The sequence below is a fragment of the Corallococcus sp. AB032C genome, from assembly GCF_003668935.1.
GTDB classification, from domain to species: domain Bacteria; phylum Myxococcota; class Myxococcia; order Myxococcales; family Myxococcaceae; genus Corallococcus; species Corallococcus exiguus.
In genome coordinates, this window is sequence record NZ_RAWP01000081.1 from 1 (window position 1) to 22,948 (window position 22,948).

General features: G+C 70.4%; 20 protein-coding genes and 1 pseudogene. 12 read left to right on the top strand and 9 right to left on the bottom strand.

Annotation, left to right across the window (positions count from 1 at the left end):
* Positions 1-129 precede the first annotated feature (129 nt).
* Positions 130-747, bottom strand: a pseudogene (locus tag D7X99_RS29285) (hypothetical protein); the annotation flags it as partial.
* A gap of 268 nt (positions 748-1,015) precedes the next feature.
* Here D7X99_RS29285 and D7X99_RS29290 point away from each other — a divergent pair.
* Entirely contained in the window at positions 1,016-1,927 is a 912-nt protein-coding gene (locus D7X99_RS29290) for a hypothetical protein (RefSeq protein ID WP_121780663.1), read from the top strand.
* Between the two features lie 126 nt (positions 1,928-2,053).
* A complete protein-coding gene (locus D7X99_RS29295) occupies positions 2,054-2,899 on the top strand; it encodes an SDR family oxidoreductase (protein WP_121780664.1) in 846 nt (281 codons plus the stop codon).
* A gap of 68 nt (positions 2,900-2,967) precedes the next feature.
* Here D7X99_RS29295 and D7X99_RS29300 read toward each other — a convergent pair whose 3' ends face one another.
* The gene (locus tag D7X99_RS29300; RefSeq protein WP_121780665.1) at positions 2,968-3,765 is read right to left on the bottom strand and encodes an acyl-CoA desaturase; all 798 of its coding nucleotides are present in this window, start codon (positions 3,763-3,765) and stop codon (positions 2,968-2,970) included.
* 289 nt (positions 3,766-4,054) lie between these two features.
* Here D7X99_RS29300 and bioA point away from each other — a divergent pair, with 289 nt between their 5' ends.
* Both bioA and D7X99_RS29310 read left to right on the top strand, forming a co-directional pair.
* Positions 4,055-5,386, top strand: a complete 1,332-nt coding sequence (bioA, locus tag D7X99_RS29305; RefSeq protein ID WP_121780666.1) for an adenosylmethionine--8-amino-7-oxononanoate transaminase — start codon at positions 4,055-4,057, stop codon at positions 5,384-5,386.
* 164 nt (positions 5,387-5,550) lie between these two features.
* Entirely contained in the window at positions 5,551-6,999 is a 1,449-nt protein-coding gene (locus tag D7X99_RS29310; RefSeq protein ID WP_121780694.1) for an FAD-binding oxidoreductase, read from the top strand.
* A 10-nt stretch (positions 7,000-7,009) separates the two neighbouring features.
* Here D7X99_RS29310 and D7X99_RS29315 read toward each other — a convergent pair whose 3' ends face one another.
* The 3 genes from D7X99_RS29315 to D7X99_RS29325 all read right to left on the bottom strand — a co-directional run bounded on the left by D7X99_RS29315 (position 7,010) and on the right by D7X99_RS29325 (position 12,284).
* A complete protein-coding gene (locus tag D7X99_RS29315) occupies positions 7,010-10,375 on the bottom strand; it encodes an ATP-binding protein (RefSeq protein ID WP_233613809.1) in 3,366 nt (1,121 codons plus the stop codon).
* Between the two features lie 197 nt (positions 10,376-10,572).
* Entirely contained in the window at positions 10,573-11,187 is a 615-nt protein-coding gene (locus tag D7X99_RS29320; protein WP_121780668.1) for a DedA family protein, read from the bottom strand.
* 14 nt (positions 11,188-11,201) lie between these two features.
* Entirely contained in the window at positions 11,202-12,284 is a 1,083-nt protein-coding gene (locus tag D7X99_RS29325; RefSeq protein ID WP_121780669.1) for an AI-2E family transporter, read from the bottom strand.
* 415 nt (positions 12,285-12,699) lie between these two features.
* On the opposite strand from D7X99_RS29325, the gene D7X99_RS29330 reads away from it, so the two are divergent.
* Entirely contained in the window at positions 12,700-13,221 is a 522-nt protein-coding gene (locus D7X99_RS29330) for a hypothetical protein (protein ID WP_121780670.1), read from the top strand.
* Positions 13,222-13,271: 50 nt separating this feature from the next.
* Positions 13,272-15,338 (top strand): S9 family peptidase, encoded by a 2,067-nt coding sequence (locus tag D7X99_RS29335; RefSeq protein ID WP_121780671.1) that lies wholly within the window; start codon positions 13,272-13,274, stop codon positions 15,336-15,338.
* Positions 15,339-15,491: 153 nt separating this feature from the next.
* Here the strand turns inward: D7X99_RS29335 and D7X99_RS29340 are convergent, their stop codons facing one another.
* The 3 genes from D7X99_RS29340 to D7X99_RS29350 form a co-directional block, all read right to left on the bottom strand.
* Positions 15,492-16,082: a GNAT family N-acetyltransferase gene (locus D7X99_RS29340; RefSeq protein ID WP_121755492.1), complete on the bottom strand. Its 591-nt coding sequence runs from the start codon at positions 16,080-16,082 to the stop codon at positions 15,492-15,494.
* Positions 16,083-16,206: 124 nt separating this feature from the next.
* Positions 16,207-17,436: an OmpA family protein gene (locus D7X99_RS29345; protein WP_121780672.1), complete on the bottom strand. Its 1,230-nt coding sequence runs from the start codon at positions 17,434-17,436 to the stop codon at positions 16,207-16,209.
* 33 nt (positions 17,437-17,469) lie between these two features.
* Positions 17,470-17,832, bottom strand: a complete 363-nt coding sequence (locus D7X99_RS29350; RefSeq protein WP_121780673.1) for a DUF4398 domain-containing protein — start codon at positions 17,830-17,832, stop codon at positions 17,470-17,472.
* Positions 17,833-18,054: 222 nt separating this feature from the next.
* On the opposite strand from D7X99_RS29350, the gene D7X99_RS29355 reads away from it, so the two are divergent.
* The 5 genes from D7X99_RS29355 (at position 18,055) to D7X99_RS29375 (ending at position 21,197) form a co-directional block, all read left to right on the top strand.
* On the top strand, positions 18,055-18,939 hold the full coding sequence (locus tag D7X99_RS29355; protein WP_121780674.1) for a 5'-3' exonuclease H3TH domain-containing protein: 885 nt from the start codon (positions 18,055-18,057) through the stop codon (positions 18,937-18,939).
* Positions 18,940-18,946: 7 nt separating this feature from the next.
* Positions 18,947-19,387, top strand: coding sequence for a group II truncated hemoglobin (locus D7X99_RS29360; RefSeq protein ID WP_121780675.1), 441 nt, complete (start codon positions 18,947-18,949; stop codon positions 19,385-19,387).
* Positions 19,384-19,836, top strand: coding sequence for a type II toxin-antitoxin system RatA family toxin (locus D7X99_RS29365; protein WP_121780676.1), 453 nt, complete (start codon positions 19,384-19,386; stop codon positions 19,834-19,836). Before D7X99_RS29360 ends, D7X99_RS29365 begins: the two co-directional genes overlap by 4 nt.
* Before the next feature lie 9 nt (positions 19,837-19,845).
* On the top strand, positions 19,846-20,634 hold the full coding sequence (locus tag D7X99_RS29370) for a hypothetical protein (RefSeq protein ID WP_121780677.1): 789 nt from the start codon (positions 19,846-19,848) through the stop codon (positions 20,632-20,634).
* An 83-nt stretch (positions 20,635-20,717) separates the two neighbouring features.
* Entirely contained in the window at positions 20,718-21,197 is a 480-nt protein-coding gene (locus tag D7X99_RS29375) for a DUF4126 family protein (protein ID WP_121780678.1), read from the top strand.
* A gap of 15 nt (positions 21,198-21,212) precedes the next feature.
* Here the strand turns inward: D7X99_RS29375 and D7X99_RS29380 are convergent, their stop codons facing one another.
* Positions 21,213-22,064: a hypothetical protein gene (locus tag D7X99_RS29380; protein ID WP_014400472.1), complete on the bottom strand. Its 852-nt coding sequence runs from the start codon at positions 22,062-22,064 to the stop codon at positions 21,213-21,215.
* 130 nt (positions 22,065-22,194) lie between these two features.
* Here D7X99_RS29380 and D7X99_RS29385 point away from each other — a divergent pair, with 130 nt between their 5' ends.
* Positions 22,195-22,914 carry a sterol desaturase family protein gene (locus D7X99_RS29385; protein WP_121780679.1) on the top strand — a complete coding sequence of 240 codons (720 nt, stop codon included), beginning with the start codon at positions 22,195-22,197 and terminating at the stop codon, positions 22,912-22,914.
* Positions 22,915-22,948: the final 34 nt, after the last annotated feature.

Here is a 22,948-nt window from a genome sequence, read left to right on the forward strand (position 1 = left end):
CCGGCCTTGTACTCCGCCGTGAACTCCCGGCGCGGCCTGCGGGGCTTCCTCTGCTTTTCGTCAGTCGCGGACATCCCGTGCTCCTTCCATCACATCTCGGGTGTCCACGGAACCGGGCCAGGCTCACGCTCCGGCCTGCCCCCAGTCGTGCACAGCGGAGAGCGCCAGCGTGTAGCGGCCCGGCTCGCGGGGCTGGCCGAAGAGGATGTGCTCCATGTCCAGCGCGACTTCCGCCCCCATGAGGCGTGCGCCCAGCACATCCGAGGCGAACGCCTGCGTGTAGAGAGGGCCCAGCGTGCCGGTGAGGAGTCCTCCCGCCGGGTGGTAGTCGGGATTGCTCCGGTTGGAGTAGCGCCGCACGAGGTGCGCGGACAGCAGGCTGTAGGACTCCAGCGCGCCAAACCAGATGCCCACGGGCACGTTGTTCGAGCCCAGCTTCAGGCCGCGCACCACCTGTCCCCAGTCCGAGAGACTGTCCCAGTCCTCCCTCCTCACGAGGCTCGTGCCTTTCCGTTCCCCCCACAGACGCAGCCGCACCGGAGCACCCAGGTTGAGGCCGAACTCCGCGCCTCCGTCGAGAATGAGGGTCGGCTCCACCTGCACGAACCCTTCATCCGTGCCCACATTCGCGCGCGGCTGGAACGTCAGAGTCGTCACCTCCAGCCGTGCCAGCGAAGACCAGGACCGGGGCGGCTCCTCGGGGACTGAAGCCTCGGAGTCGGGCGAAGCCGTGGCCGCTCCTCGCATGACAAGGAGCCCCAGCCACAGCACCGCCCACCAGCGGTTGCCCATCGCTCATGACTCCTGACTGCACTTCAGTGCTCGTGCAGAACCCGGTCATAACAGCCGAGTCCGACAAGGCGGCTGAGCTGCCCTGGCGAGGCCACGTGAGAAGGCACAGGTCCGGACCCTGGTGCTGTCGGAGCATCCGGACGACGCGGCCTATCGCATCCACCTGGCGAGGTAGAGCGTGACAATTGAGCAGCACGATCGCCCACCAGTAGGCTCTGGCCCTATGCGTGCCATCCAACTGCTATTCCCGGTCCTTCTTCTCGGCGCCTGCACCAAATCCCCTCCTTACACACGCCTCCCGCAATCCGAGGCCCGAGTCTGCGAAGCGATCGACCTGGCGCGCGCCGAATACGAAAAGGCGGACGACCTCGAAAACGAGATGGCCAAGGGTAGAGCCATTGAAAGCTCGCGGCAGACACGGAAGACCGCGCTGCTGTCCGCTGTCGCTGGCGGGGCATTCATTGGATGGAGCGCGCAGGTTGAGCGTGTGTCCGCTGGCGCGGCTGATGTGTCTTTGGACCTGCGCCTTCCATGCCAGGTCAAGGCCGTCCTGAAGCACAGCACCCCTCACACCCAAAGGGACGCGGACTTCCTGGCGTCGCTGAAGGTCGGCGCGTGGGTGCTCGTGAGCGGCTACCTCGAGGCGAACTCGACTGACGGGTTCATGGAGCTGAGCCTTACCGACAGGGGCTCCCTTCGAGAGCCCGAGTACAAGGCCAAGTTCGCACTTATCAAGTCAGTTGACGGACCCGACGAGCGCTACCCGGAGGAACTCCATCCGAAACTTGTAGCCGCAGTCGAAGAGTACCGCGCAAAAGCTCTGGAGCGTCAAAAGCAGGCGAGCGCGGAGGCGGCAAAGGAAGCCACGGGACTCAAGCTCTGCTTGGTTGCCCAGAGAGCCGTGGAAGCGAGGGTCAAGAACGAAGTCGACTTTCCGCTTTGCGGCTGGAGCAGCACCAGCTTCAAGTTGACCCGGCTGGCGGACAATCGCTACCGCGTCGAGGGCCCATTCACCTACGTGAACGCGTTTGGCGCCAAGATGAAGGCTTCTTTCCACGTCGAGATGGAAGAGGGACCCGAAGATGGCAATGAACTGACGCGGTACAAGGTCCTGACCACGAAGCTCATTGAGTAACCAGCGGCGCACTGCACGAGCCTGTCCGACGGTCGGACAGGTTTGGGACCGCGCCGGCCCGGGGGGTAGAGCAGGGATGTCCGGGGGCTTGGAATGCTCCCTGCTACGCGAAACACGGAGGCAGCCATGATCGTCGTCACAGGAGCCACGGGCCGGTTGGGCCGTTTCGTCATCGAGGGACTGCTGAAGAAGGTCCCCGCGAGCCAGGTCGCGGTCGCGGTTCGCAATCCAGACAAGGCCGCGGAGTGGGCCGCGCGTGGCGTGCAGGTGCGCCAGGCGGACTACAGCCACCCGGAGACCTGGGACGGCGTGTTCTCCCTCGGCGACACGGTGCTGCTCATCTCCTCCAGCGAGGTGGGCCAGCGCCGCAAGCAGCACCAGACCGTGGTGGACGCGGCGAAGAAGGCCGGCGTGAAGCTGCTGGCCTACACGAGCATCCTGCACGCGGACACGTCGCGGATGGTGCTGGCGCCAGAGCACCTGTACACGGAGGAGGCCATCCGCGCGTCAGGGCTCCCGTTCGTGTTCCTGCGGCACGGCTGGCACCTGGAGAACTACACGGAGGCCGCGAAGCGGACGCTGGAGCAGGGCGTGCTCCGGGGCTGCGCGAAGGACGGCTGTGTCGCTCCCGCCACCCGTCAGGACTACGCGGACGCCGCTGTCGCCGTGCTCACCGGCACGGGCCATGAGAACCAGGTGTATGAGCTCGCGAGCGACACCGGCTTCACGCTGGCGGAGTACGCGGCGGAGCTGTCACGCCAGTCCGGCAAGACGGTGCCCTACCAGGACCTGCCACCGGCCGACTTCGCCGCCGCGCTCATTCAGGCGGGCCTGCCCAAGGGCTACGCCGACGTGCTGGCGAACTCCGACGAAGGCATCGCCCGGGGCGACCTGAACGACACCCGCCGCACGCTGAGCCGCCTCATCGGCCGGCCCACCACGACGCTGGCCGCCGCGCTCCAGCAGGGCTGAGGAACACCACGGGGGAGCAGTCCCTGCCGGACGGCTCCCCCGCGTTGCTTCAAGTCTGGACCTTCGCGTCAGGCCACCTGCGCTCCAGCGCCGCTCTGGCGGGCCACTTCACGCGGCTCCGGGTACACGGCGCGCTGGGGCGTGGTGATGCGGATGACGCCCAGCTTGGACAGCACGCGCATCACCTGCCACGTGGGGTCGATTTCGAAGGCGCGCGCCGCGAAGTTCGGGCTGCTGCCGTACTTGTGGTGGTTGTTCTGGAACAGCTCACCCATGCACAGCACGTCCACCGGCAGCGTGTTGCGCGACTTGTCGGCGCCCTTGAAGTTCCGGTAGCCGTACTTGTGCCCGCACCAGTTCACGATGGCGCCGTGCACCGGCCCCATCACGAAGTGCACCGGCAACAGCAGGAACTGCCAGGGCGACGTCGCGAACGTCGCGTAGAACGCCGTGTACAGCGCCACCCAGCCCAGCACCGCGAACCAGGACTGGCCCAGCGTCTCGTCCACGAGCTTCCACTCCGGATAGCCACCCTCGAAGCGCGGCTCCGGCTGGATCCGGCGCGCCAGGATGCCCGTGTAGCGCTCCTTCGTGTGCCACATCATCCGCAGCACGTCCTTGAAGTAGTGCGGCGAGTGCGGGTCGTTCTCCGTGTCCGAGTACGCGTGGTGCTCGCGGTGCAGGATGGCGTAGGCGCGCGGCGACAGGTACGACGAGCCCTGCACCAGGTAGGTGAGCAGGTGCATCACCTTCTCCGTGCGCGGCCCCATGCTGTACATGCGGTGCGCCGCGTAACGGTGCTGGAAGAAGCTCTGGAAGAAGACGCAGAGCAGCCAGTGACTGATGAAGAAGATGACGATGGCCATGACTCTCCCGTGATGACAGACACAGGGCTAACACCCCCCCTGTCATGGCAATGTCAGCGCTCCCCATGTCACTGGCAGCGGACCGGCCCCACCGTCCCGTCCCGGACGCACGCCACTGAGCGTCCCATCCTTGCGCCTGTCCGCTGGTGGATAAGGCCCGGTGCGGCCACCCATTCGCCTCCGTCCCTCGTGTCGCACCGCGACGTTGCGGGCCGTCCCCGGGGAGGGCAGAAGGGCACGCGGCGCGTCACCCCGGGCTTCACTCCCCTTGCGCCCAGGAGCTTCCACCGTGGATCGGGCAACCCTCGTCGGACTGGACAAGCAGCACGTCTGGCACCCCTACACCGCGATGGAGCAGTACATCGCGAAGACGGACCCGCTCGTCATCGTCCGCGCGGAGGGGGTCTGGCTCCATGACGCGGACGGACGGCGCTACCTGGACGCCAACGGCTCGTGGTGGGTGTCCACCCTGGGACACCGCCACCCGCGCCTCGTGCACGCACTCACCGAGCAGCTGGGCAGCCTGGCCCACGTCTCGCTCGCGGGCATCACGCACGGACCCGCGGCCCGACTGGGCGCGGAGCTGACCGCGCTGGCTCCGGGCGCGGACCGGGCGGACGTGCCCTCGGAGCAGAAGCTGTCGCGCGTCTTCTATTCGGACAACGGCAGCACCGCGGTGGAGGTGGCCATCAAGATGGCCGCGCAGTACTGGGCGCAGAACGGCCGCCCCCGCCGCACCCGCTTCATCACCCTGACCGGCGCCTTCCACGGCGAGACGATTGGCGCCACCAGCGTGGGCGGCGTGCACGAGTTCCGCGATGTGTTCGGCCCGCTCCTCTTCGATGTGGTGCACGTGCCGTCCCCCGCTGAACCCGACGGCCACGCGCGCGCCCTGGCCGAGGTGAAGGCCGCGCTCGCGGCGGATCCGGACGGCATCGCCGGCGTCATCCTGGAGCCCGTGCTCCAGGGCGCGGCGGGCATGTGGATGTCGTCGCCGGACTTCGTGCGCGAGGTGCGCGCGGCCACCCGCGCCGTGGACACCTTCCTCATCGCCGACGAGGTCTTCACCGGCATGGGCCGCACCGGCGCTCGCTTCGCGGTGGACCTGGCCGGCGTGGTGCCGGACCTCCTGTGCCTGGCCAAGGCGCTCAGCGGGGGCATGCTGCCCTTCGCCGCCACGCTCGCTTCGGAGCGCATCTTCCAGGGGTTCCTGGGGGCGAAGGACCGGGCGCTCTATTACGGGCACTCCTACTGTGGCAACCCGCTGGGCGCGGCCGTGGCGCGCGAGGTGCTGGCCGTGTACCGCGACGAGGACGTGCTGGGGCAGGTGCGGCGCAAGGCGCCTCGCGTGAAGGCCGCCTTCGAGCGCATGGCCGCCACCCTCCCCGGGCTCGTGCGCCCGCGCGCGGTGGGCATGGTGGGCGCGGTGGACCTGGGCGGCGGAGGCTACTTCGCGGACAGCGGCTGGCGCGTCTACGAGGCCGCTCGCCGCCGCGGCCTCTATCTGCGCCCCATGGGCAACACCGTCTACATCGCGCCCGCGCTCAACATCCCGGACGCGGACCTGGACCTGCTGCTCGCGGGCGTGGAGGACAGCCTGCGCGAGGTGGCGGCGGGCTGAGCCGTCCCTTCCGGGTGGCGGAGTGGCGGAGCGCTGCGTCCGTACCCGCCCACCGGCGCGTGCCGGGCAGCCCCCTCCTGCCTTCTGGTGCTGCGAGGCCGTCACCGTGCGCATCCGTTGAGTCAGGCGCCGTGCCGGTGCCGGCTCTGGAGGAGGGAACCGCCGTGACACTCGAAACCCACCGTCCGCAGACAGGCCCCGGCCTGCCCGCCGGGCTGACGCCGGACAGCGTGGAGATGTTCCGGGCGCAGCTGCGCGGCGCGCTCATCCAACCGGGGGACGCCGACTACGCGGAGGCGTGCCAGCTGTACAACGCGATGATCCACAAGCGCCCGGCCATGGTGGCCCGGTGCGCGGACGTGGCGGACGTCATCGCCGCGGTGGCCCTGGCCCGCGAGCGCAAGCTGCCCCTGGCCGTGCGCGGCGGCGGCCACAACGGCGGCGGATTGGGGCTGGTGGATGACGGACTGGTCATCGACCTGTCCCGCATGCGCGGCGTGCGCGTGGACCCCGAGGCCCGCACGGTGCGCGTCGCGGGCGGCGCCGTCTGGGGGGACGTGGACCACGCCACCCATGCCTTCGGGCTCGCGGTGCCCTCCGGCATCATCTCCACCACGGGCGTGGCCGGGCTCACGCTGGGCGGCGGCCTGGGATACCTCACGCGCCGCTTCGGGCTCACCATCGACAACCTGCTCGCCGTGGACATGGTGCTCGCGGACGGCCGCTTCGTCACCGCGAACGAGGAGAAGTTCCCGGACCTGTTCTGGGCGGTGCGCGGCGGGGGCGGTAACTTCGGCGTGGTGACGTCGTTCCTCTTCCGGGCCAACCCCGTGGACACCATCATCGGTGGCCCCACGCTCTGGCCCCTGGACCGCGCGCCGGAGGTGATGCGCTGGTATCGCGAGTTCCTCCCGGCCGCGCCGGAGGACCTCAGCGGCTTCTTCGCCTTCATCACCGTGCCGCCCGCGCCGCCCTTCCCGGAGGAGCTCCACCTCCAGAAGATGTGCGGCGTGGTGTGGTGCTACACGGGCGACCCCGCGCGCGCGGGCGAGCTGTTCGCGCCCGTGCTGGCGCTCAAGCCCGCGCTGCACGGCGTGATGCCCATGCCCTTCCCGATGCTGCAGACCGCCTTCGACGCGCTCTATCCGCCGGGACACCAGTGGTACTGGCGCGCGGACTTCGTGCGAGAGCTGCCGGACGCGGCCATCGAGCAGCACGTGTCCTTCGCCGAGCGCCTGCCGTCCATGCAGTCCACCATGCACCTGTACCCCATCGACGGGGCGGCGCACCGCGTGGGTCCGCATGACACGGCCTTCCGCTTCCGCGACGCGCGCTGGTCGGAGGTCATCGTCGGGGTGGATCCATCACCGGAGCGGGCGGCGGACATCTCCACCTGGGCGAAGGAGTACTGGAGCGCGCTGCACCCGTACTCGGCGGGCGGCGCCTACGTGAACTTCATGATGGAGGAGGGCCAGGAGCGCGTGCAGGCCACCTACGGCGACAACTACGCGCGCCTGGTGGAGGTGAAGCGGAGCTACGACCCGCGGAACCTCTTCCACGTGAACCAGAACATCCTGCCCGGTCCGGTGAGCCCCCCGAGCGTCGCGCACTGAAGGCGCGCGCTCAGGCCTGGGCCCGCGGAGGGAGCGGCAGGTCGATGAAGAAGGAGGCGCCCTCGCCAGCGGCGCTTTGCAGGACCATCTTGCCGTGGTGGCCCTCGACGATTTGATGGGCGATGAAGAGGCCCAGCCCCAGTCCGTGCACGGAGCGGGGCGGGCCGCCGCGCTCGAAGCGCTCGAAGACGCGGGCCTGGTGCTCGGGCGGGATGCCCGGGCCGCCGTCCGACACGTAGAGGATGAGCCGCTCGCCGCGCCTGGCGAACCCGATGCGCAGCGGCGTGCCCGGCGCGTACTTGATGGCGTTGGACACCAGGTTCGTCATCACCTGCTGCATGCGCGAGCGGTCCCACAGCACACGCAGGCCCAGCTCCGCCCGCAACTCCAGGATGCAGCCGGCCTGCTCCATCTGTTCGCGGAAGGTGTCGAGGACCTCGTGGACCATCTCCATCGGGTCGCTCTCCTCCATGTGGAAGTCCAGCTTGCCCGCGCGGATGCGTGAGACGTCCAGCAGCTCGTCCACCAGCCGCGACATCCGCTCCACCTGCCTCAGCGCGGACTCCATCGCGGCCAGGAGCTTCTCCGGGGAGGGGGGGGCGCCGCGCGTGGGAGACAGGCGCCGGCGCGTCATCTCCAGGTGCAGGAGCAGCGCGGTGACGGGCGTCTTCAGCTCGTGAGACGCCACGCCCAGGAAGGTGTCGCGCGCGGCCAGCGCGTGCTGGAGGTCATGCGTGACGGCCTCCAGTTGCTGGCGCGCGCGGGTGCGCTCGCTGACCTCCTGCACGGCGACGAGCAGGCCCTGGATGCGGCCCTCGCCGTCTCGCTGGGTGTGGATGTCCACGTCCAGCAGCAGCTCCTTGAGGCCGCCCTGGCCGTCCGGTTGGCGCACCGGTATCTCGCGGCCCACGAAGGGCTCACCGGTGCGGTAGACGCGCTCCAGGTGCTGGAGCAGCACGCCGTGGCCCCCTTCCGGCTGCGCGTCTCGGGCGGGCCTGCCCAGCATGTCCCGGCCCATCAGGTTCGCGAACATGGGGTTGATGACCGTGAAGAGGAGGTCCGGGCCCGACATCACGCACATGGCCGCGGGGGCCTGCATGAAGAAGTCGGAGAGCTGCTGCCGGGCCCGCCCCAACTGGAGCTGGCTGTCCACGCGCGCCAGCAGCTCGCGCGCGGAGAAGGGCTTCACCAGGTAGTCGTCCGCGCCGGCCTGGAGCCCCTCGATGCGGGCCTCCTCTCCCGCGCGCGCCGACAGCATGATGAAGGGGATGCCGCGCGTGCGCGCGTCGCCGCGCAGCTTCTGGAGCAGGCCGAAGCCGTCCAGCCGGGGCATCATCACGTCGCTGAGGATGAGGTCCGGCTTCGTTTCGAGCGCCGCCTCGAAGGCCGCCTCGCCGTCCGCCACCGCGCGCACGTTCCAGTGCGACGCCAGCAGTCCGCTCACGTACCCGCGCATGTCCGCGTTGTCGTCCGCGACGAGGATGCGCCCACGCCTCGCCGGCAGCACGAGCCCCGCGCCCGCGTCCTCCATGACCGTGGCGCCGCTGGGGACCCCCACCAGCTCCTGCTCGATGCCCGGCGGCGGGAGGGACTCAGGCGCGTCCGGCAGCCAGCGCAGCGCCTCCTCGCTGAAGGCGGACCCCAGCTTGCCCGCGTGCGGGGTCCCATCGTCCTCCTGGACCTGCTCGGCGGGCAGGTGCGCGCGGCCCAGCGGCAGCTCCACGAAGAAGGTGCTGCCCTCGCCCTCCACGCTGTGGACGCCCAACGTGCCGCCGTGCAGCTTCACCAGCTCCTGGATGAGCGCCAGCCCGATGCCGGTGCCCTCATGCGTGCGCCCGCGCGAGGACTCCACGCGGTGGAAGCGCTCGAACACGCGCGGCAGCTCCGCCTCCGGGATGCCGGTGCCGGTGTCCCGCACGGTGAGCCGCACCCGCGTCCCCTCGCGCTCAAGCCGCACGGTGACGCCGCCGTGGAGCGTGAACTTGAACGCGTTGGAGAGCAGGTTGAGGACAACCTTCTCCCACATGTCCCGGTCCACGTAGACGGGCTCGCCCACGTCCTGCGTCTCCACGGTGTACTGGAGCCCCGCCTTCTCCATGGCGGAGCGGAAGACGCTGGCCAGGTCCTCGGTGAGCCGCGCCAGGTCCGTGGGGTGGAAGCTCGCCTTCACCCGGCCCGCCTCGATGCGCGAGAAGTCCAGGAGCGAGTTGACCAGCTTCAACAGGCGCAGGGCATTGCGATGGGTGAGCTCCTGGCGCGCGCGCTGCGATGGCGGCAGGGGCGCGGACGCGTCCGCGAGCGACTCCTCCAGCGGCCCCAGGATGAGCGTGAGCGGCGTGCGGAACTCGTGCGACACGTTGGAGAAGAACGCCGTCTTCGCCCGGTCGATGGCCGCCAGCGCCTCCGCGCGCTGCGCCTCCGCCTCGTAGGCGCGCACGTTGACCACCGCCGTGGTGAGCGCGGCCTGGAGCTGTTCGTAGAAGCCGCGGTAGGTGTCATCCATGGCGCGGCGGGGGCTCACGCCGGCCACCAGGTAGCCGAAGGGCTCCGCCATGCCGGCCGGGTGGATGGGCAGCACGCGCGCGTGCGTCGGCGGCTCCTCGTACGGCCCCATCGTCAGGCCCGGGTCCAGCGGCGCGCGCGGCACGTCCACGGGTTCCGCGCCCGCGGTGGCGAAGGGCCACGGCCCGTCCAGCCCGGCCTCCTCCGGGCTCCACGCGGTGCCCGGGGGCAGGCCCATGCCGCTCACCCACTGGACGCGCGGAGCCGCTTCGTCGCGGCGGTAGAAGAGGAGGAAGGGCACGTCGAGCGCGGCGTCCTGCTGCAACCGCGGCAGCGCGGCGCCAATGTCCTCCACCGTCTTCACCTTGCCCAAGAGGGCGGACAGCTCGCGCAGCGTCTGCGTGCGCCGCGCGCTGAGCATCTTCTCCGTCACCTCCGTGATGGGGTGGAAGAGGCCGCCCACGCGTCCGGACTCGTCGCGGATGGGGCTGAAGGAGAAGGTCATGAAGGCCTCCTCCAGGTAGCCGTACCGGTCCAGGAACATGCGCTGGTTCTCGATGTAGGAACCCACGCCCGTGCCCGCCTTCTCGAACACGCCGCCCACCACCGGCAGTGCCGTGGCCCAGCAGTCGCGGAAGGGCTGGCCCATGGACTCCGGGTGCTTCGCGCCGCAGATGGGCCGGTAGCTGTCGTTGTAGAGCTGCACGCGCTCCGGTCCCCACGCGATGAGGATGGGGAAGGTGGAGGACAGGCACAGGCTGACCGTCGTGCGCAGGCTCTGCGGCCAGGTCTCCACCGGCCCGAGCGGCGTCTTCGACCAGTCCATGGAGCGGATCAACCGCCCCATCTCACCGCCGCCGGACAGCCAGTCCATTCCCCTTCCCGTGGACGACACCGCCGTGGAACCGGCCTGGGAGGGGTGGGGGGGAGTCATAAGGCCTCGGATGTTCGTCCAGGGAAACCGTCTGGTTGATAGCGGATTCGCGCGGCGCGTGCCGGTGCATCAAGCGCAAGTGTGAGCTTGCTTGCTTCGACCCCGGGTGGGGTGGCGGGGACCGCCGCCCACGGAATTCAAGGGGCCGAGCGGGGCTGTCGCTTCTCGCGGGCATGCCGCACGGCGAGCACGACGAGCAGCGCGGCCACGCCGGCCAGCGCGACGAAGTGCTCCACGCGGCCCACGCCCTTCGCCACGCGGTCCACGCTCGCGGAGCCCAGGTAGCCCAGCGTCACCACCAGGGGGGAGCTCAGGCACAGCGCCAGCCCGTCCCAGAGGAGGAAGCGGCGAAAGGGCATGCCCTCCGCGGCGGCCATGGCGAACACCGGCACGCGCAGCACGGACATGAACCGGCCCACGAAGACGACGCGCGAGCCGTGCTTCGCGTACAGGCCCTGGATGCGCTCGCGGCGCTCGGGCGGGAACAGGCGGCGCGTGCGCCGGTGCGTGTAGAGCGCCTGCCCCAGCCGGCGCGCCGTGAAGAAGAGCACGGTGTCCCCGCACAGCACGCCCGTGAAGCACAGCGCGATGGCGGCCGGAAGCGGCATCGCGCCCCGGTGTGAGAGCACGCCCGCCGCCAGCTGCACCAGGTCCTCCGGGAACGGCAGCCCCAGGCCTCCCGCCACGAGCACCAGGAAGAGCAGCGGGCCAGAGCCGTGCGTCACGAGGAGCTGGAGGGGAGAGTCGGTCATCGGGGCTCGGCCCGTCAGGGCTCTGGAAGAACGGCCGCGGCGCGGCGCTCCTGGCGGAAGAGGAGGACCTCGCGGACGATGATCTGCAGGGTGGCCGCCACGGGCACGGCCACCACCGCGCCGACAATGCCCGCCAGCTCCACGCAGAAGAGGACCGCGAGCAGGGTGACGAGCGGGTTGACGTGCACGGTGCGCTTGAACACGAGCGGCGCCATCACGTTGCCCTCCAGCTGACCGTAGAGGAGGAAGTAGATGAACACCGCGAGCGCCTTCCACAGGCCTCCGGTGGCCAGCGTGAGCAGCGTGATGATGCCGCCCGCGATGATGGGGCCCGCGTAGGGCACCAGGCTGGAGAAGCCGCTGGCCACGCCCAGGGGCAGGTAGAAGGGCATGCCCAGCACCGCCAGCATGGTGGTGGTGAGCGTGGCGTTGATGGCGCAGATGAGGGTGATGCCGGACAGGTAGCCGCCCGTCGCGCTGTACACGTTGCGCAGCACGCGCACGTAGCGCATCCGGTGGTCCGGGCGTGCCAGGTCCAGCAGGCGCTTGAGCACGCCGCCGCCGAACACCAGCATGAACACCACCAGGAAGAAGACGGTGAGGATGCCGCCCAAGAGGCCCACCACGCCGCCAATGGCGCTCATCAGGAGCGCGGGCAGGGGCCCGGCGAGCGCGGGCGTGGCCTCCTCCAGCCGTTCGTTCCAGCCCAGGCTCTGAAGCCGCTGGTTGAGCGCGCGCAAGATGCCGGTGCCGCGCATCTGCTTCCACAGGTGCGGCCACTGCGTCACCAGCGCGTCCACCTGGGTCACCAGGTCCGGAATCACCAGCAGCCCCAGCGCCACGGTGGCCACGAACAGCCCGAACAGCACCACGGCGATGGCCAGCCACCGCTTGAGGCCGCGCTTCTCCAGCCGCGACACGCCGTGCTCCAGCGACAGCGCGATGAGCGCGGCGATGCCGGTGAGCGTGAGCGCCACGCGCGTCTTGGCGACGAGCACCACCAGGACCATCACCCCCAGCACCACGAGGCACACGGTGAACACCGTGCGGGGCGACACCTGGGACTTCAGCTGCGGCGGGACGACGGGCTCGGACACCGGTGGGGCTCCCCAGGGCGGGCCACCGGCTTCGGGCCCCATGCCTTGCGGATGCGTCATCCCGCGCCCGGCGGCAACCACTGTCGGCCTCCAAGTGTGCGCGCCGGGTCCGGGCCTCGCTCAAGCGTCCTGCGGGTGACACCCGGCGCCGCGAAGGGGCCTGGCCGCACGCAATCACCGGCGTTGTGGTTCGTCACCCCGGCAGCCCCGAAACGCCCGGGTTGGCCGCCAGGCCGTCCGTCCCCCCGAGCACGGTTGCGCGTCCGCAACGCGACGGCGCCGCGCTCGGGCGTCGTGCACCTGACGCGCCGGGACGTCGTGGAAAAAGGGGACAGCACGGTTTGCCGGGCCCGAGCGTCAGACGTGGATGGGAACCTTCGTGGGAAGGGACTTTCGCGGGCCGGGAGAGGACACCATGAAAAAGATGGGTGAGCAGGAGCTGGAAGGGGTGCGGCGGGAGGCCCTCGAGACGGAAGCCCGGTGGCGCGGGCTGGCGGCGAAGCTGGCGGAGCTGGGCGGCGAGGAGATGGACGCGCAGCTGCTGGTGACGTTCCGGGGCGCGCGGGACGCGGGCGCGGTGCCGCCGGACGCAGGCTTCTTCCTGGTGGCGCACATCCTCACGGCGATGGCGGACGAGGCCATCGCGGAGGATCCGCGCGTGCGGATGCGGGCTCGCGAGCTGGACGCGATGGAGCGCGAGTACGGCCTCACCGGCGAGGGTTGGCCGGAGGGGGAGCTTCCGCCGGAGGACTGGGAGGCGCTGTGCGTGGAGTACGAGCGGGCCTGTGATGAAGCACGCGCCGCGTTCTTCCGCGCGTACGGCGAGGAGGAGATGGCGCGGCTGTACCTGGATCAGCGCGTGACGTTCCACCATCGCTTCGAGAGCGGGCGGCGCTTCTTCCACGGGCTGCCCATGTTGCCCACGCAGCTGCACTGAGCGGGAGGTCCGCTAGACTCCGCCCTCCTGTGCTTTTCGGAAGGCGGCGGATGCGAGCGGCAAGCCTGGCTGTGGCGGTGGGCTGTTGGGTGTGGGGCGCGCTGGCGTTCGGAGCGGGGCCCACGCCCGCGCCCGTCCGGGTGGAGGCCAGCGCGACGTACGACGCGCTCCAGCGCCTGGTGCGGATCCGCGAGGTGGCGCTGTCGCCGGACGGCACGCGGGTGGCCTGGGTGGAGTCGGTGCCGGGGACCGCGGAGGCCGCGCGGCTCCAGGTGCGGGAGCTGGCGCATCCGGAGCGGGCGCCGGTGCGCGTCACCGCGTCGAAGGACGGCGCGCAGTGCGCGGAAGGTTCGCTGTCGTGGAGTCCGGACGGCCGGCAGCTCGCGTTCCTCTCCACGGCGGGCGAGGGCCGGGCGAAACAGCTCTACATGGCGGACGCATCGGGGACGGGCGGGCCCGCGCGGCGGCTCACCACGGTGAAGGGCGTGCTGGCGTCGCCGAAGTGGTCGCCGGATGGGAAGTCCGTGGGGCTGCTCGTCATCGAGGGCGCGGAGGACGCGTTGGGGCCCCGGGGGCCGGCGGCGCGCGAGACGGGCGTGGTGCAGGCGTCCCCGCCGGTGAAGCGCTTCGCGGTGGTGACGGTGGAGGACACGCGGCTGCGGTGGGTGTCACCCGCGGGTCTGTTCATCCACGAGTACGCGTGGAGTCCGGATGGCGCCCGGGTGGCGGTGACGGCCTCGAAGCCACCGGGGGATGCGAACTGGTGGAGCGCGCGGGTGTACGCGGTGGAGGCGGGGACGGGAGAGACGTCGCTGCTGCACACGCCCAGGTGGCAGGTGGCGGAGCCCGCGTGGAGTCCGGACGGCCAGCAGCTCGCGTTCATCGAGGGACTGATGAGCGACGAGGGCAACACGGGTGGGGACGTGCTCGTGGTGTCGGTGCCGGAGCGGCTGGCGGCGAAGGTGCGCTTCGGGGAGAAGGCGGAGCTGCCCACGAAGGTGCCGCCCGCGCGGAACGTGACGGAGGGGCTGAAGGCGACGGCCACGGATCTCTTCTGGCCCACGGCGGAGCGGCTGGTGTTCGTGGCGCAGGCGCAGGGCGAGGCCGCGCTGATGGCGGTGGCTTCGGGCGGCGGAGAAGTGAAGTCGTTGTGGAAGGGCCCGGAGCACGTGAAGGTGTCGCTGGGGAAGGACGGAGTGACGAGCGCGGTGGTGCGCGACGCCATCACCCAGGCGCCGGAGCTGTGGACGGGGCCGGTGGGGGCGTGGAAGCAGGTGACGCGCCTCAACTCGGACGTGCGCGTGACGGTGGGCGACGTGCGCAGCGTGACGTGGACGAGCGACGGGCAGCCGGTGCAGGGCTGGCTGGTGTTGCCGGTGCCGGACGCGTCCGGACGCAAGGCGCCCATGGTGACGGTGGTGCACGGAGGACCGGCGGCGGGAGTGCTGCCAGGGTTCAATCCGCAGACGGCGTTGTTCACGGCGAGGGGCTACGCGGTGTTCATGCCCAACCCGCGAGGCAGCTACGGACAGGGTGAAGCGTTCGTGCAGGCGAACCGCCGAGACTTCGGCTTCGGGGATTTCAACGACGTGCTGGCGGGGCTGGACGCGGTGCTGGCGTCGGCGCCGGTGGATCCGGCGCGGCAGGGCATCACGGGGTGGAGCTACGGCGGCTTCCTGACGATGTGGGCGGTGACGCGGACGCAGCGCTTCCAGGCGGCGGTGGCGGGCGCGGGCATCGCGAACTGGCAGAGCTACTACGGCACGAACCACATCGACTCATGGATGCTGCCGTACTTCGGAGCGACGGTGTACGACGAGCCGGAGGTGTACACGCGCTCGTCGCCCATCAACGGGGTGAAGCAGGTAAAGACGCCCACGCTGGTGCTGCACGGAGAGAGGGACCTGGAGGTCCCCGCGTCGCAGGGCTACGAGTTCCACAAGGCGCTGAAGACCCTGGGCGTGAAGACCCAGTTGGTCATCTACGCGGATGAGGGCCACAGCCTGCGCAAGCCCGAGCACCAGAAGGACCGGCTCTTGCGCACGCTGGACTGGTTCGACGCGAACCTGCCGGCGGTGACGGAGTCGAAGCCGAAGGTGCGGGCGCCGGCGCGCTGAGCCTTCGGACACGAAGGCCGTCCCAATGGATGAGAAGGTGAGGACCCAGAGGAGCCACCCTGTCAGCGCGAGCCGCGAAAACCTGTCCGACAGTCGGACAGGTTTTGAATCAGCAGCAGGCGGGAGCTGGGTAGGGATGGTTCGGGGGACAGGTCAGGGACCGCGGAGGCCGGGCTCGGCGGGGGCCACGAGTGAATTGAGCACGTGGTCTCGCCACTGGCCGTTGATGAGGAGGAAGTCGCGGGCGTAGCCCTCGGGGATGAAGCCGAGGCGGCGGAGGACGGCGGCGCTGCGCAGGTTCTCTGGCAGGTGGTTGGCCTGGAGCCGGTGCAGGCCCATGGCGCTGAAGGCGAAGTCGCAGAAGGCGCGGAGGGCTTCGGTCATGAGGCCCTTGCCCTCGTGGCGGTGATCCAGGCCGTAGCCCAGGTCCGCGGCCTGGAGCGGTCCCCGGCGGATGTGGGCGAGCGTGGCGTTGCCGATGACGGGCGCGAGCGCGAGGGGCTGGCCCTTCGGGAGGATGAAGACGCGCAGGGACAGGTCGTGGCGGAAGTCCTCGCGGTCCTGGGCCAGCCGCGTGCGCCAGTAGGCCCCAGAGAAGAAGGTCCCCGGGCGCGCAGGGGACACCGGGCCCAGGTGGTCCTTGTTGGCCACGTGGTACGCGAGCACTCGCTCCGCCGAGTCGGGCGGCAGCAGCATCAGGTGCAGGCGCTCGGTGGTGAGCAGGACGGGCGACTTGTCGATCATGGCGGTGCCGGACTTCAAGGGTAACGCGCTCCCAGGGGACGTGCGCGCCTGAAGCGCGGATGAAGAAAAAGGTCCCCACCCGCATGGAGTGAGGACCTTCATGCTCAGGGAGCACTGGCGTGCGTTACTCGCCGTGGTCCATGGGCTGCTGGGGCACCTGCTGCTGCGCTCCTCCGCCACCCGTGCCCTGCTCGGGCTGCGGGCTCTGGTGGTCCACGCCCGCGCCGTGCGGCTTCGCATCCGGGCCCTGCTCCGGCTGCTGCGCTCCGCTGCCGCCCACGCCTCCACTGCGCGACGGCTGCGCACCGGCCACGTTGCGCTCCACCACGATCTCCACGCGGCGGTTGTTGGCGCGGCCCTCCGCCGTGCTGTTCGACGCCACCGGCCGGTTCTCACCCACGCCTCGGACCTGGATGCGGTCCGGCGGGACGCCCTGGTTCACCAGGAAGTTCCTCACGCTCTCCGCACGGCGCTCCGACAGTTGGTCGTTGTAGCCCTCCGTGCCTCGCGAGTCCGTGTGGCCTTCGATGAGCAACGGATTCTTCGCTTCCTTCAGCGCCGTCGCCACCTCCGACAGCCGGTCGCGCGCCGCGGGCAACAGCTCCGTCGCGTTCGTCGCGAACAGCACGCTGCCCGACAACGTCACCACCGTGCCGCGCGCCTCCTCCCGCACCTTCACGTTCTCGTCCTGCAGCCGCGTCAGCGCCTGCGATGCACGCTGCTCCGCCTGGAGCCGCGCCTGTCGCTCCTGCTCCAACTCCTGCGTGCGCTGCTGGAGCTGCTGGTTCAGCTCGGCCAGTCGCTGCGCTTCCGCCTGCTGCTGCTCCGTGCGCCGCTGCATCTCCGCTTCCAGTTGCTGACGCTGCTGCGCGTCCGCCGTGCGCAGCCGCTCGGCCTCCTGCGCGCGCTGCGCATCGTATTGCTGGCGCTGCTGCTCATACTGCTGGCGCTGGGCTTCGTACCTCGCGCGATCCTCCTCCTGCTGGCGCGTGAGGTTCTTCGCGCGCGCTTCCTGCTGCTCACGCAGGGACTGTTCCGCCTGGGCCCGCTGCTGCGCGGCCAGGTCCGCCTCGCCGCGCGCCTCGGCGATCTCCGCCTTGCGCAGGGCCACGTACGCCAGCGAGCGCGTCTTCACCGAGCCCTTGCTCTCCGCGTACTCGTTCTCCGCCTCCTGCAGGGCCGCCCGGGCCGCCGCCACGTCCGCGGGGCGCTCGCGGCCCTCGGGGCTCTTGGCCACCTCGCGGTAGGCCTGGCGCGCCGCGGTCAATTCACTGGGCGGGGGACCGTGGGCACACCCCACCGAGAGCGCCGTGACTCCCGCGACCGCCAACCATCCAAGTTTCCAACGCTGCATGACTCGCTCCTCACAAGGCTAGAGGTAGGGGACTCACTGACCGCCGCGGAGGGACTCGGCCTGCTCGGAAGCCCGCCGCGCCTCGTTCTTCAGTGGCACCGCTCGGGCCAGCGCCGACGCCAGATCCGCGTCCGCGGCCGCCTGACGGAACCGCAGCTCCGCGGCATCCTGCTCACCCTCTTGAATCAGCCGCTCTCCGTCGGCGATCTGCTGACGCGCGAACTCCAGATGCCGGGCGGCCTCCGGCACGTTCGGCGCCTGGGAGTTCTCCGCCGAGCGGAGCGCGGCTTCCGCCTGCACGCGCTGCTGATGGGTGGACGTTGCAATCACCTGTTTGCCTGCACAGCCAACGGCCGCGACGCAGAGCAGGGCGGCGGCGAACAGCTTCGGGCGCATGGATCACCTCATGCCGGTGGAAATGCTGGGACGCTCCGGCGCGGCCCAGAGGGAGTTGTTTTGGAAAATGGGCGGTGCCCGGCCAGTCGGCATCGGCGACCTGTCCCCACCAGGCACGCTGGCCAAGGGGGTTGACAGGCGTCGTGTAGGGAACGAGGCGCACAGGCCACGCCCGCGCACGGGCTGCTGGCCGTGCGGCGAGAGGGACGCTAGAGGGGAAGCATGCGCCTGCACCTCGTGGACGGCACGTATGAGCTGTACCGGGCCCACTTCTCGCCTCGACCGAGCACCACCGCCCCGGACGGACGGGACGTGAAGGCCACGGCCGGTGTGATGGACTCCCTGCTCGCCCTCCTGCACGACGAGCAGGAGGCCGTGACGCACGTCGCGGTCGCGTTCGACAACCCCATCCGCTCGTTCCGCAACGCGCTGTTCGACGGTTACAAGGGTGACGAGGGCGTGCCGCCGGAGCTGCGCGCGCAGTTCGACCTGGTGGAGGAGGCCGTGGCGGCGCTGGGCGTGCGCGTCTGGTCCATGAAGGACCAGGAGGCGGACGACGCGCTGGCCACCGCGGCGGCGCGCTGGGCGGGCGAGGTGGAGCAGGTGCGGCTGCTCACGCCGGACAAGGACCTGGGCCAGTGTGTGCGCGGCCAGCGCGTGGTGCAGGTGGACCGGCGGCAGCAGAAGGTGATGGACGCCGACGGGGTGAAGGCGAAGCTGGGCGTGGCGCCGGAGAGCGTCCCGGATCTGCTGGCGCTGATGGGCGACGACGCGGACGGCATCCCGGGGCTGGCGGGCTTCGGGGCGAAGGGCGCGGCGGCGGTGCTCCAGGCGTATGGACATCTGGAGTCCATCCCGGACAACGCGGCGGAGTGGACGGTGAAGGTGCGGGGCGCGGACAAGCTGGCGGCGACGCTGAAGGCGCACCGCGAGGACGCGCGGCTGTACCGCACGCTGGCCACGCTGGTGGAGGACGCGCCGCTGCCGGGCACGAAGTCGCTCGCGGACATGGAGTGGAAGGGCGTGCCGGAAGCGCGCTTCAAGGCGTTCTGTGAAGGATTGGGATTGAAGAGCCTCCAGCGCCGGCCGAAGCGCTGGGCGGCATGAGGAAGCCATGAGCATGGAATTGAAGCCCCCTCCGTCGGACGGCTGGGTCCCCACGCTGGACGACACCCCCTTCACCCGCATGGGCGGCGAGGTGCCCGTCCACGCGCTGGCGGAGGCCTTCTACGATGTGATGGACGCGGAGGAGCCCGCGCTCGCCGCCATCCACGAACTCGACGCCGAGGGCAAGGTGAACCGGGGCACGCGCCAGCGCTTCGGCATGTTCCTGGTGGGCTGGCTGGGCGGGCCGCAGCACTACAGCGCGACGCACGGCCACCCCCGGCTGCGCATGCGCCACGGACACCTGCCGGTGGACACGGCGATGCGGGACGCGTGGCTGCGCTGCATGCAGAAGGCCATGGACAAACAGGGCATCACCGGCGGCCTGCGAAGCTTCCTGGATGACCGCTTCGCCCAGGTGGCGGACTTCCTCCGCAACACGGAAGGATGAGGTTCACCGAGTCCATCCGCATCACCTGTCCGCGCGAGCGCGTCTTCGCGTACACGCAGGACTACGGGCAGCGGCTCGTCTGGGACACGTTCCTGCGCGAGGCGGTGCTGATGGACGGCGCGACGGAAGCCGGGCCGGGCGTGAAGGCCTGGTGTGTGTCGTGGCACGGGCTGGGGATGGAGACGCAGTACGTGTCCTTCCAGCCGCCCGCCGTCACGGCGGTGAAGATGACGCGAGGTCCACGCCTGTTCGAAAGCTTCGCGGGCTCGTGGCGCTTCGATGAAGAGGCCCCTGGCGTCACGCGCGTCACCTTCACGTATGCCTTTGAATTGCGGCGCCCCTTCGGATGGCTCACGCCGCTCCTGAAGTGGACCCTGACCCGTGAGGTCCGGGGACGGCTGAAGGACCTGCGGCGACGCCTGGACGCGGGTGTCCCCGGCACGGCATAGACTTGCCGTATGAGCACGCAGCTACAGCCGTCCCACGCCACCCCAGCTGTCCATGAGCTGGAGCCGCTGTTCGAGGAGGCGGCGAGGGCCTCGGGCTCATCGCGCGCCCTGAAGGCCGGGTACCTCAACGCCGTCATCGCCCGATGGGTCCAGACGGAGGACCCGTCGACGCTCGCGCCCGCGTTGCACGCGCTGCTGGCGAAGGAGGGCGTGAAGCAGCTGGTGGACGAACAGGGCACGCCCGTCAGCGCCGCCGCGACGCAGGCCTTGCTGGCCATGTCCTATCCGCACCCGCTGGAGGTCGCCCCGGAGCACCTGGAGGCGCTGCGCAAGCACACCGAGCCGTCCGTGCCGCCCGCGCCCAAGGGCTGGATCCTCACGGTGCTGGTCGTGGCGACCCTGATCCAAGCCGTCTACTTCTTCCTGGCGGATGACATGCGGCACATGTTCGGGGCCACCGCTGAGCAACTGGCGGGAGAATCCGGCCTGGCACTCCCAGGAGGCGGGGAAGGCTTCTTCGACAGGCTGGAGAAGGTGGCGTGGTGGCCCGTGCGGCCCATGGTGCCCTGGGTGCAGGTCGTTGGATCCGCGGTCCTCTATTTCTTCTCCACCGCCCTCGCGACGAAGGCGTGGGAGCGCACCCTGGCCCGGCGCGGCTTCCTGGGGTTGGGCGTGTTGGGCCTCGTGGTGGGCGTGCTCCCCATGCATGTGTATGAGAACTGCGGAACGCTGGTGGGCGCGCTGGGCGCGGGTTGGATGTTGCGCGTGCCCAAGCCGTCCGCGCCGCCGTCCGCCTGAGTGCCCGCTCGCCGGGCCATGGCCGGACGGGCGATGCGCCCCCACCCTCCAGTTTTCACCACCCGGATTGGGGGTTTGGAACCATGCGAACGAACAACGAACTCTGGACCGCTGCGGGCTTCGGCGTCCTCGCCGGGATGCGCAGCATGACGGCGCCCGCGTTCCTCACGCGTGAGCTGTCACGCAATCCGACGCGCGCGTTGAAGCGGGCTCTGCCGGGCCTCACGTCGAGGAAGGTGTCGCAGCGTCTGGGCATCCTGGCGCTCGGCGAGCTGGTGGGGGACAAGTCCCCCAGTACGCCGGCGCGCACCGCCTTGCCCATCCTGACGGGCCGCATCCTTTCCGGGGCCATCACCGGCGCCGCGGTGTCACGCAAGCGCAAGGGAGCGAAGCTTGGCTTCGCACTCGTCGGCGCCGCAGCCGCCATCGCCTCCAGCTATGTCTTCTATGGCTTCCGCCGTCTCCTGACGCAGAAGCTGCGCGTGCCGAACGTGGCCGCGGGCCTGGTCGAGGACGGCCTCGCTCTTGCCCTGGGCTCCCGACTCACCCGGGCGCTGCGATAGGTCCCGCTCCGTGGCTCACCCCGGCGCCTTGCCGGGGGTGAGCCGCGCCTCCAGCCGCGCCAGCACCGCATGCTCCGCCCGCGCCCGCTCCGCCAGGGGCGCGAAGAGCAGCCGCGAGCGCAGGCCCATGCCCTCCGTCAATTCGAACTGGCGCAGGTCCTCCGGCAGCGCGAGCAGCACCTCACCCAGGGGCCGCACCCGGTGCAGTTGGTACGAACCCGCCGCCTCCAGCGCGCGCACCACGTCCGCCACGGGCTCCGCGCGGGCCATGGCCTTGCGTGACTGCTCCTCGTAACGCAAGCCCGCCTCCACCCGCTCCTCCAGGTCCGCGAGCACCGCCGCCGATGTGCGCTGCGCCTCCTTCACCAGCCGCAACGGATCCAACGCCCGCTCCACGCGCCTTCGAACAGCAGGGGACAGCGCCCGGGCCCGACCCTCCACGCGCGACAGCACCGCGTCGCGGTAGCTCGCCGCGAAGCAGACCACGAACAGCGCCTCCTCCAGCGGCGCTCGCTCCCGCCCGGCCAACCCTTCCGCCAGCGAGCACAGCCCCTCGCCGGTGAGCACGTACCGGCGGCCCCGAGGCAGCCCCTTCACGGGCGCGCTGGTGCTCGCCTCCGCGTGGCCGCCGCGCACCAGCCGCTCCAGCGTTCGCCGCACCTGCGTCAGGTCGATGTCCTGCGAGGGCCGGGTCACGTCGTGCTCGACCCAGTTGGTGAACAGCAGGAAGTAGAAGCGCACGTCCGACACGCGGAAGCCGCCCGCGCGAGCCCCTGCCCCGTGCGCCGCAAGCAGCGCCGCCTGCACGAAGGTGGCCTGCGTGTCGATGTAACCCAACCGCGCCGTCAGGGTGCTGTTCCGAGCCATGGCCAGCAGGATGCCAGCCCCCGTCCCTCCCGTCCCATTCCTCCCAGGTGACAGTGTCCGCCAGGTCGAAAGACATATCCGGGCACGTCGTTCGTAGACAGGGCCAGCCTGAAGTCACGGAAGGATTTCCATGCTGCCCTGGCTCGTCCTCATCGCCGGTCTCTGCTTTCTCATTGAACAGCTGTCCCTGGGGTGGAAGTTGCCCCGCGTGCGCGGCTGGCACCTGCGGGTGGTGCTCATCAACCTGGCGCAGGTGGGCGTGGTGGTGCTGGGCGGCTACACCTGGGACCGGTGGTTCTCCGCGCACTCGGTCTTCCACCTGTCCCGGCATGTGAACCCGGTGGTGGGCGGCGTGCTGGCCTACCTCATCGCCACGTTCGTCTTCTACTGGTGGCACCGCGCCCGGCACGAGAGCGATGTGCTCTGGCGGTTCTTCCATCAAATCCACCACAGCCCGCGGCGGCTGGAGGTCATCACCAGCTTCTACAAGCACCCGCTGGAGATGACGGTGAACAGCCTCATTGGCGGGCTGCTCGTCTACACGGTGCTGGGGTTGAGCCCGGCGGCGGGCGCCATCTACACGGCCTGCTGCGCGCTGGGCGAATACTTCTACCACACCAACATCCGCACCCCGCGCTGGGTGGGCTGGTTCTTCCAGCGGCCGGAGATGCACCGCATCCATCACGAGTACGGCAAGCACAAGAACAACTACGGCGACCTGCCCATCTGGGACATGTTGTTCGGCACCTACGAGAACCCGTCCACGTGGGACGCCTCGTGCGGCTTTGACGACGCGAAGGAGCAGCGGCTGGGGGACATGCTCGCCTTCCGCGACGTGCATCGCTCGTAGGCGGTGGCACACTGGCGCCCCCTTCGCTTCATCC

Excerpts from the sequence above, each read along its gene's own strand:
- D7X99_RS29290 (WP_121780663.1), top strand. The coding sequence starts at position 1,016 with ATGCGTGCCATCCAACTGCTATTCCCGGTCCTTCTTCTCGGCGCCTGC.
- D7X99_RS29295 (WP_121780664.1), top strand. The coding sequence starts at position 2,054 with ATGATCGTCGTCACAGGAGCCACGGGCCGGTTGGGCCGTTTCGTCATC.
- D7X99_RS29300 (WP_121780665.1), bottom strand. The coding sequence starts at position 3,765 with ATGGCCATCGTCATCTTCTTCATCAGTCACTGGCTGCTCTGCGTCTTC.
- D7X99_RS29315 (WP_233613809.1), bottom strand. The coding sequence starts at position 10,375 with ATGGACTGGCTGTCCGGCGGCGGTGAGATGGGGCGGTTGATCCGCTCC.
- D7X99_RS29320 (WP_121780668.1), bottom strand. The coding sequence starts at position 11,187 with ATGACCGACTCTCCCCTCCAGCTCCTCGTGACGCACGGCTCTGGCCCG.
- D7X99_RS29330 (WP_121780670.1), top strand. The coding sequence starts at position 12,700 with ATGAAAAAGATGGGTGAGCAGGAGCTGGAAGGGGTGCGGCGGGAGGCC.
- D7X99_RS29335 (WP_121780671.1), top strand. The coding sequence starts at position 13,272 with ATGCGAGCGGCAAGCCTGGCTGTGGCGGTGGGCTGTTGGGTGTGGGGC.
- D7X99_RS29340 (WP_121755492.1), bottom strand. The coding sequence starts at position 16,082 with ATGATCGACAAGTCGCCCGTCCTGCTCACCACCGAGCGCCTGCACCTG.
- D7X99_RS29345 (WP_121780672.1), bottom strand. The coding sequence starts at position 17,436 with ATGCAGCGTTGGAAACTTGGATGGTTGGCGGTCGCGGGAGTCACGGCG.
- D7X99_RS29350 (WP_121780673.1), bottom strand. The coding sequence starts at position 17,832 with ATGCGCCCGAAGCTGTTCGCCGCCGCCCTGCTCTGCGTCGCGGCCGTT.
- D7X99_RS29355 (WP_121780674.1), top strand. The coding sequence starts at position 18,055 with ATGCGCCTGCACCTCGTGGACGGCACGTATGAGCTGTACCGGGCCCAC.
- D7X99_RS29360 (WP_121780675.1), top strand. The coding sequence starts at position 18,947 with ATGAGCATGGAATTGAAGCCCCCTCCGTCGGACGGCTGGGTCCCCACG.
- D7X99_RS29365 (WP_121780676.1), top strand. The coding sequence starts at position 19,384 with ATGAGGTTCACCGAGTCCATCCGCATCACCTGTCCGCGCGAGCGCGTC.
- D7X99_RS29370 (WP_121780677.1), top strand. The coding sequence starts at position 19,846 with ATGAGCACGCAGCTACAGCCGTCCCACGCCACCCCAGCTGTCCATGAG.
- D7X99_RS29375 (WP_121780678.1), top strand. The coding sequence starts at position 20,718 with ATGCGAACGAACAACGAACTCTGGACCGCTGCGGGCTTCGGCGTCCTC.
- D7X99_RS29380 (WP_014400472.1), bottom strand. The coding sequence starts at position 22,064 with ATGGCTCGGAACAGCACCCTGACGGCGCGGTTGGGTTACATCGACACG.
- D7X99_RS29385 (WP_121780679.1), top strand. The coding sequence starts at position 22,195 with ATGCTGCCCTGGCTCGTCCTCATCGCCGGTCTCTGCTTTCTCATTGAA.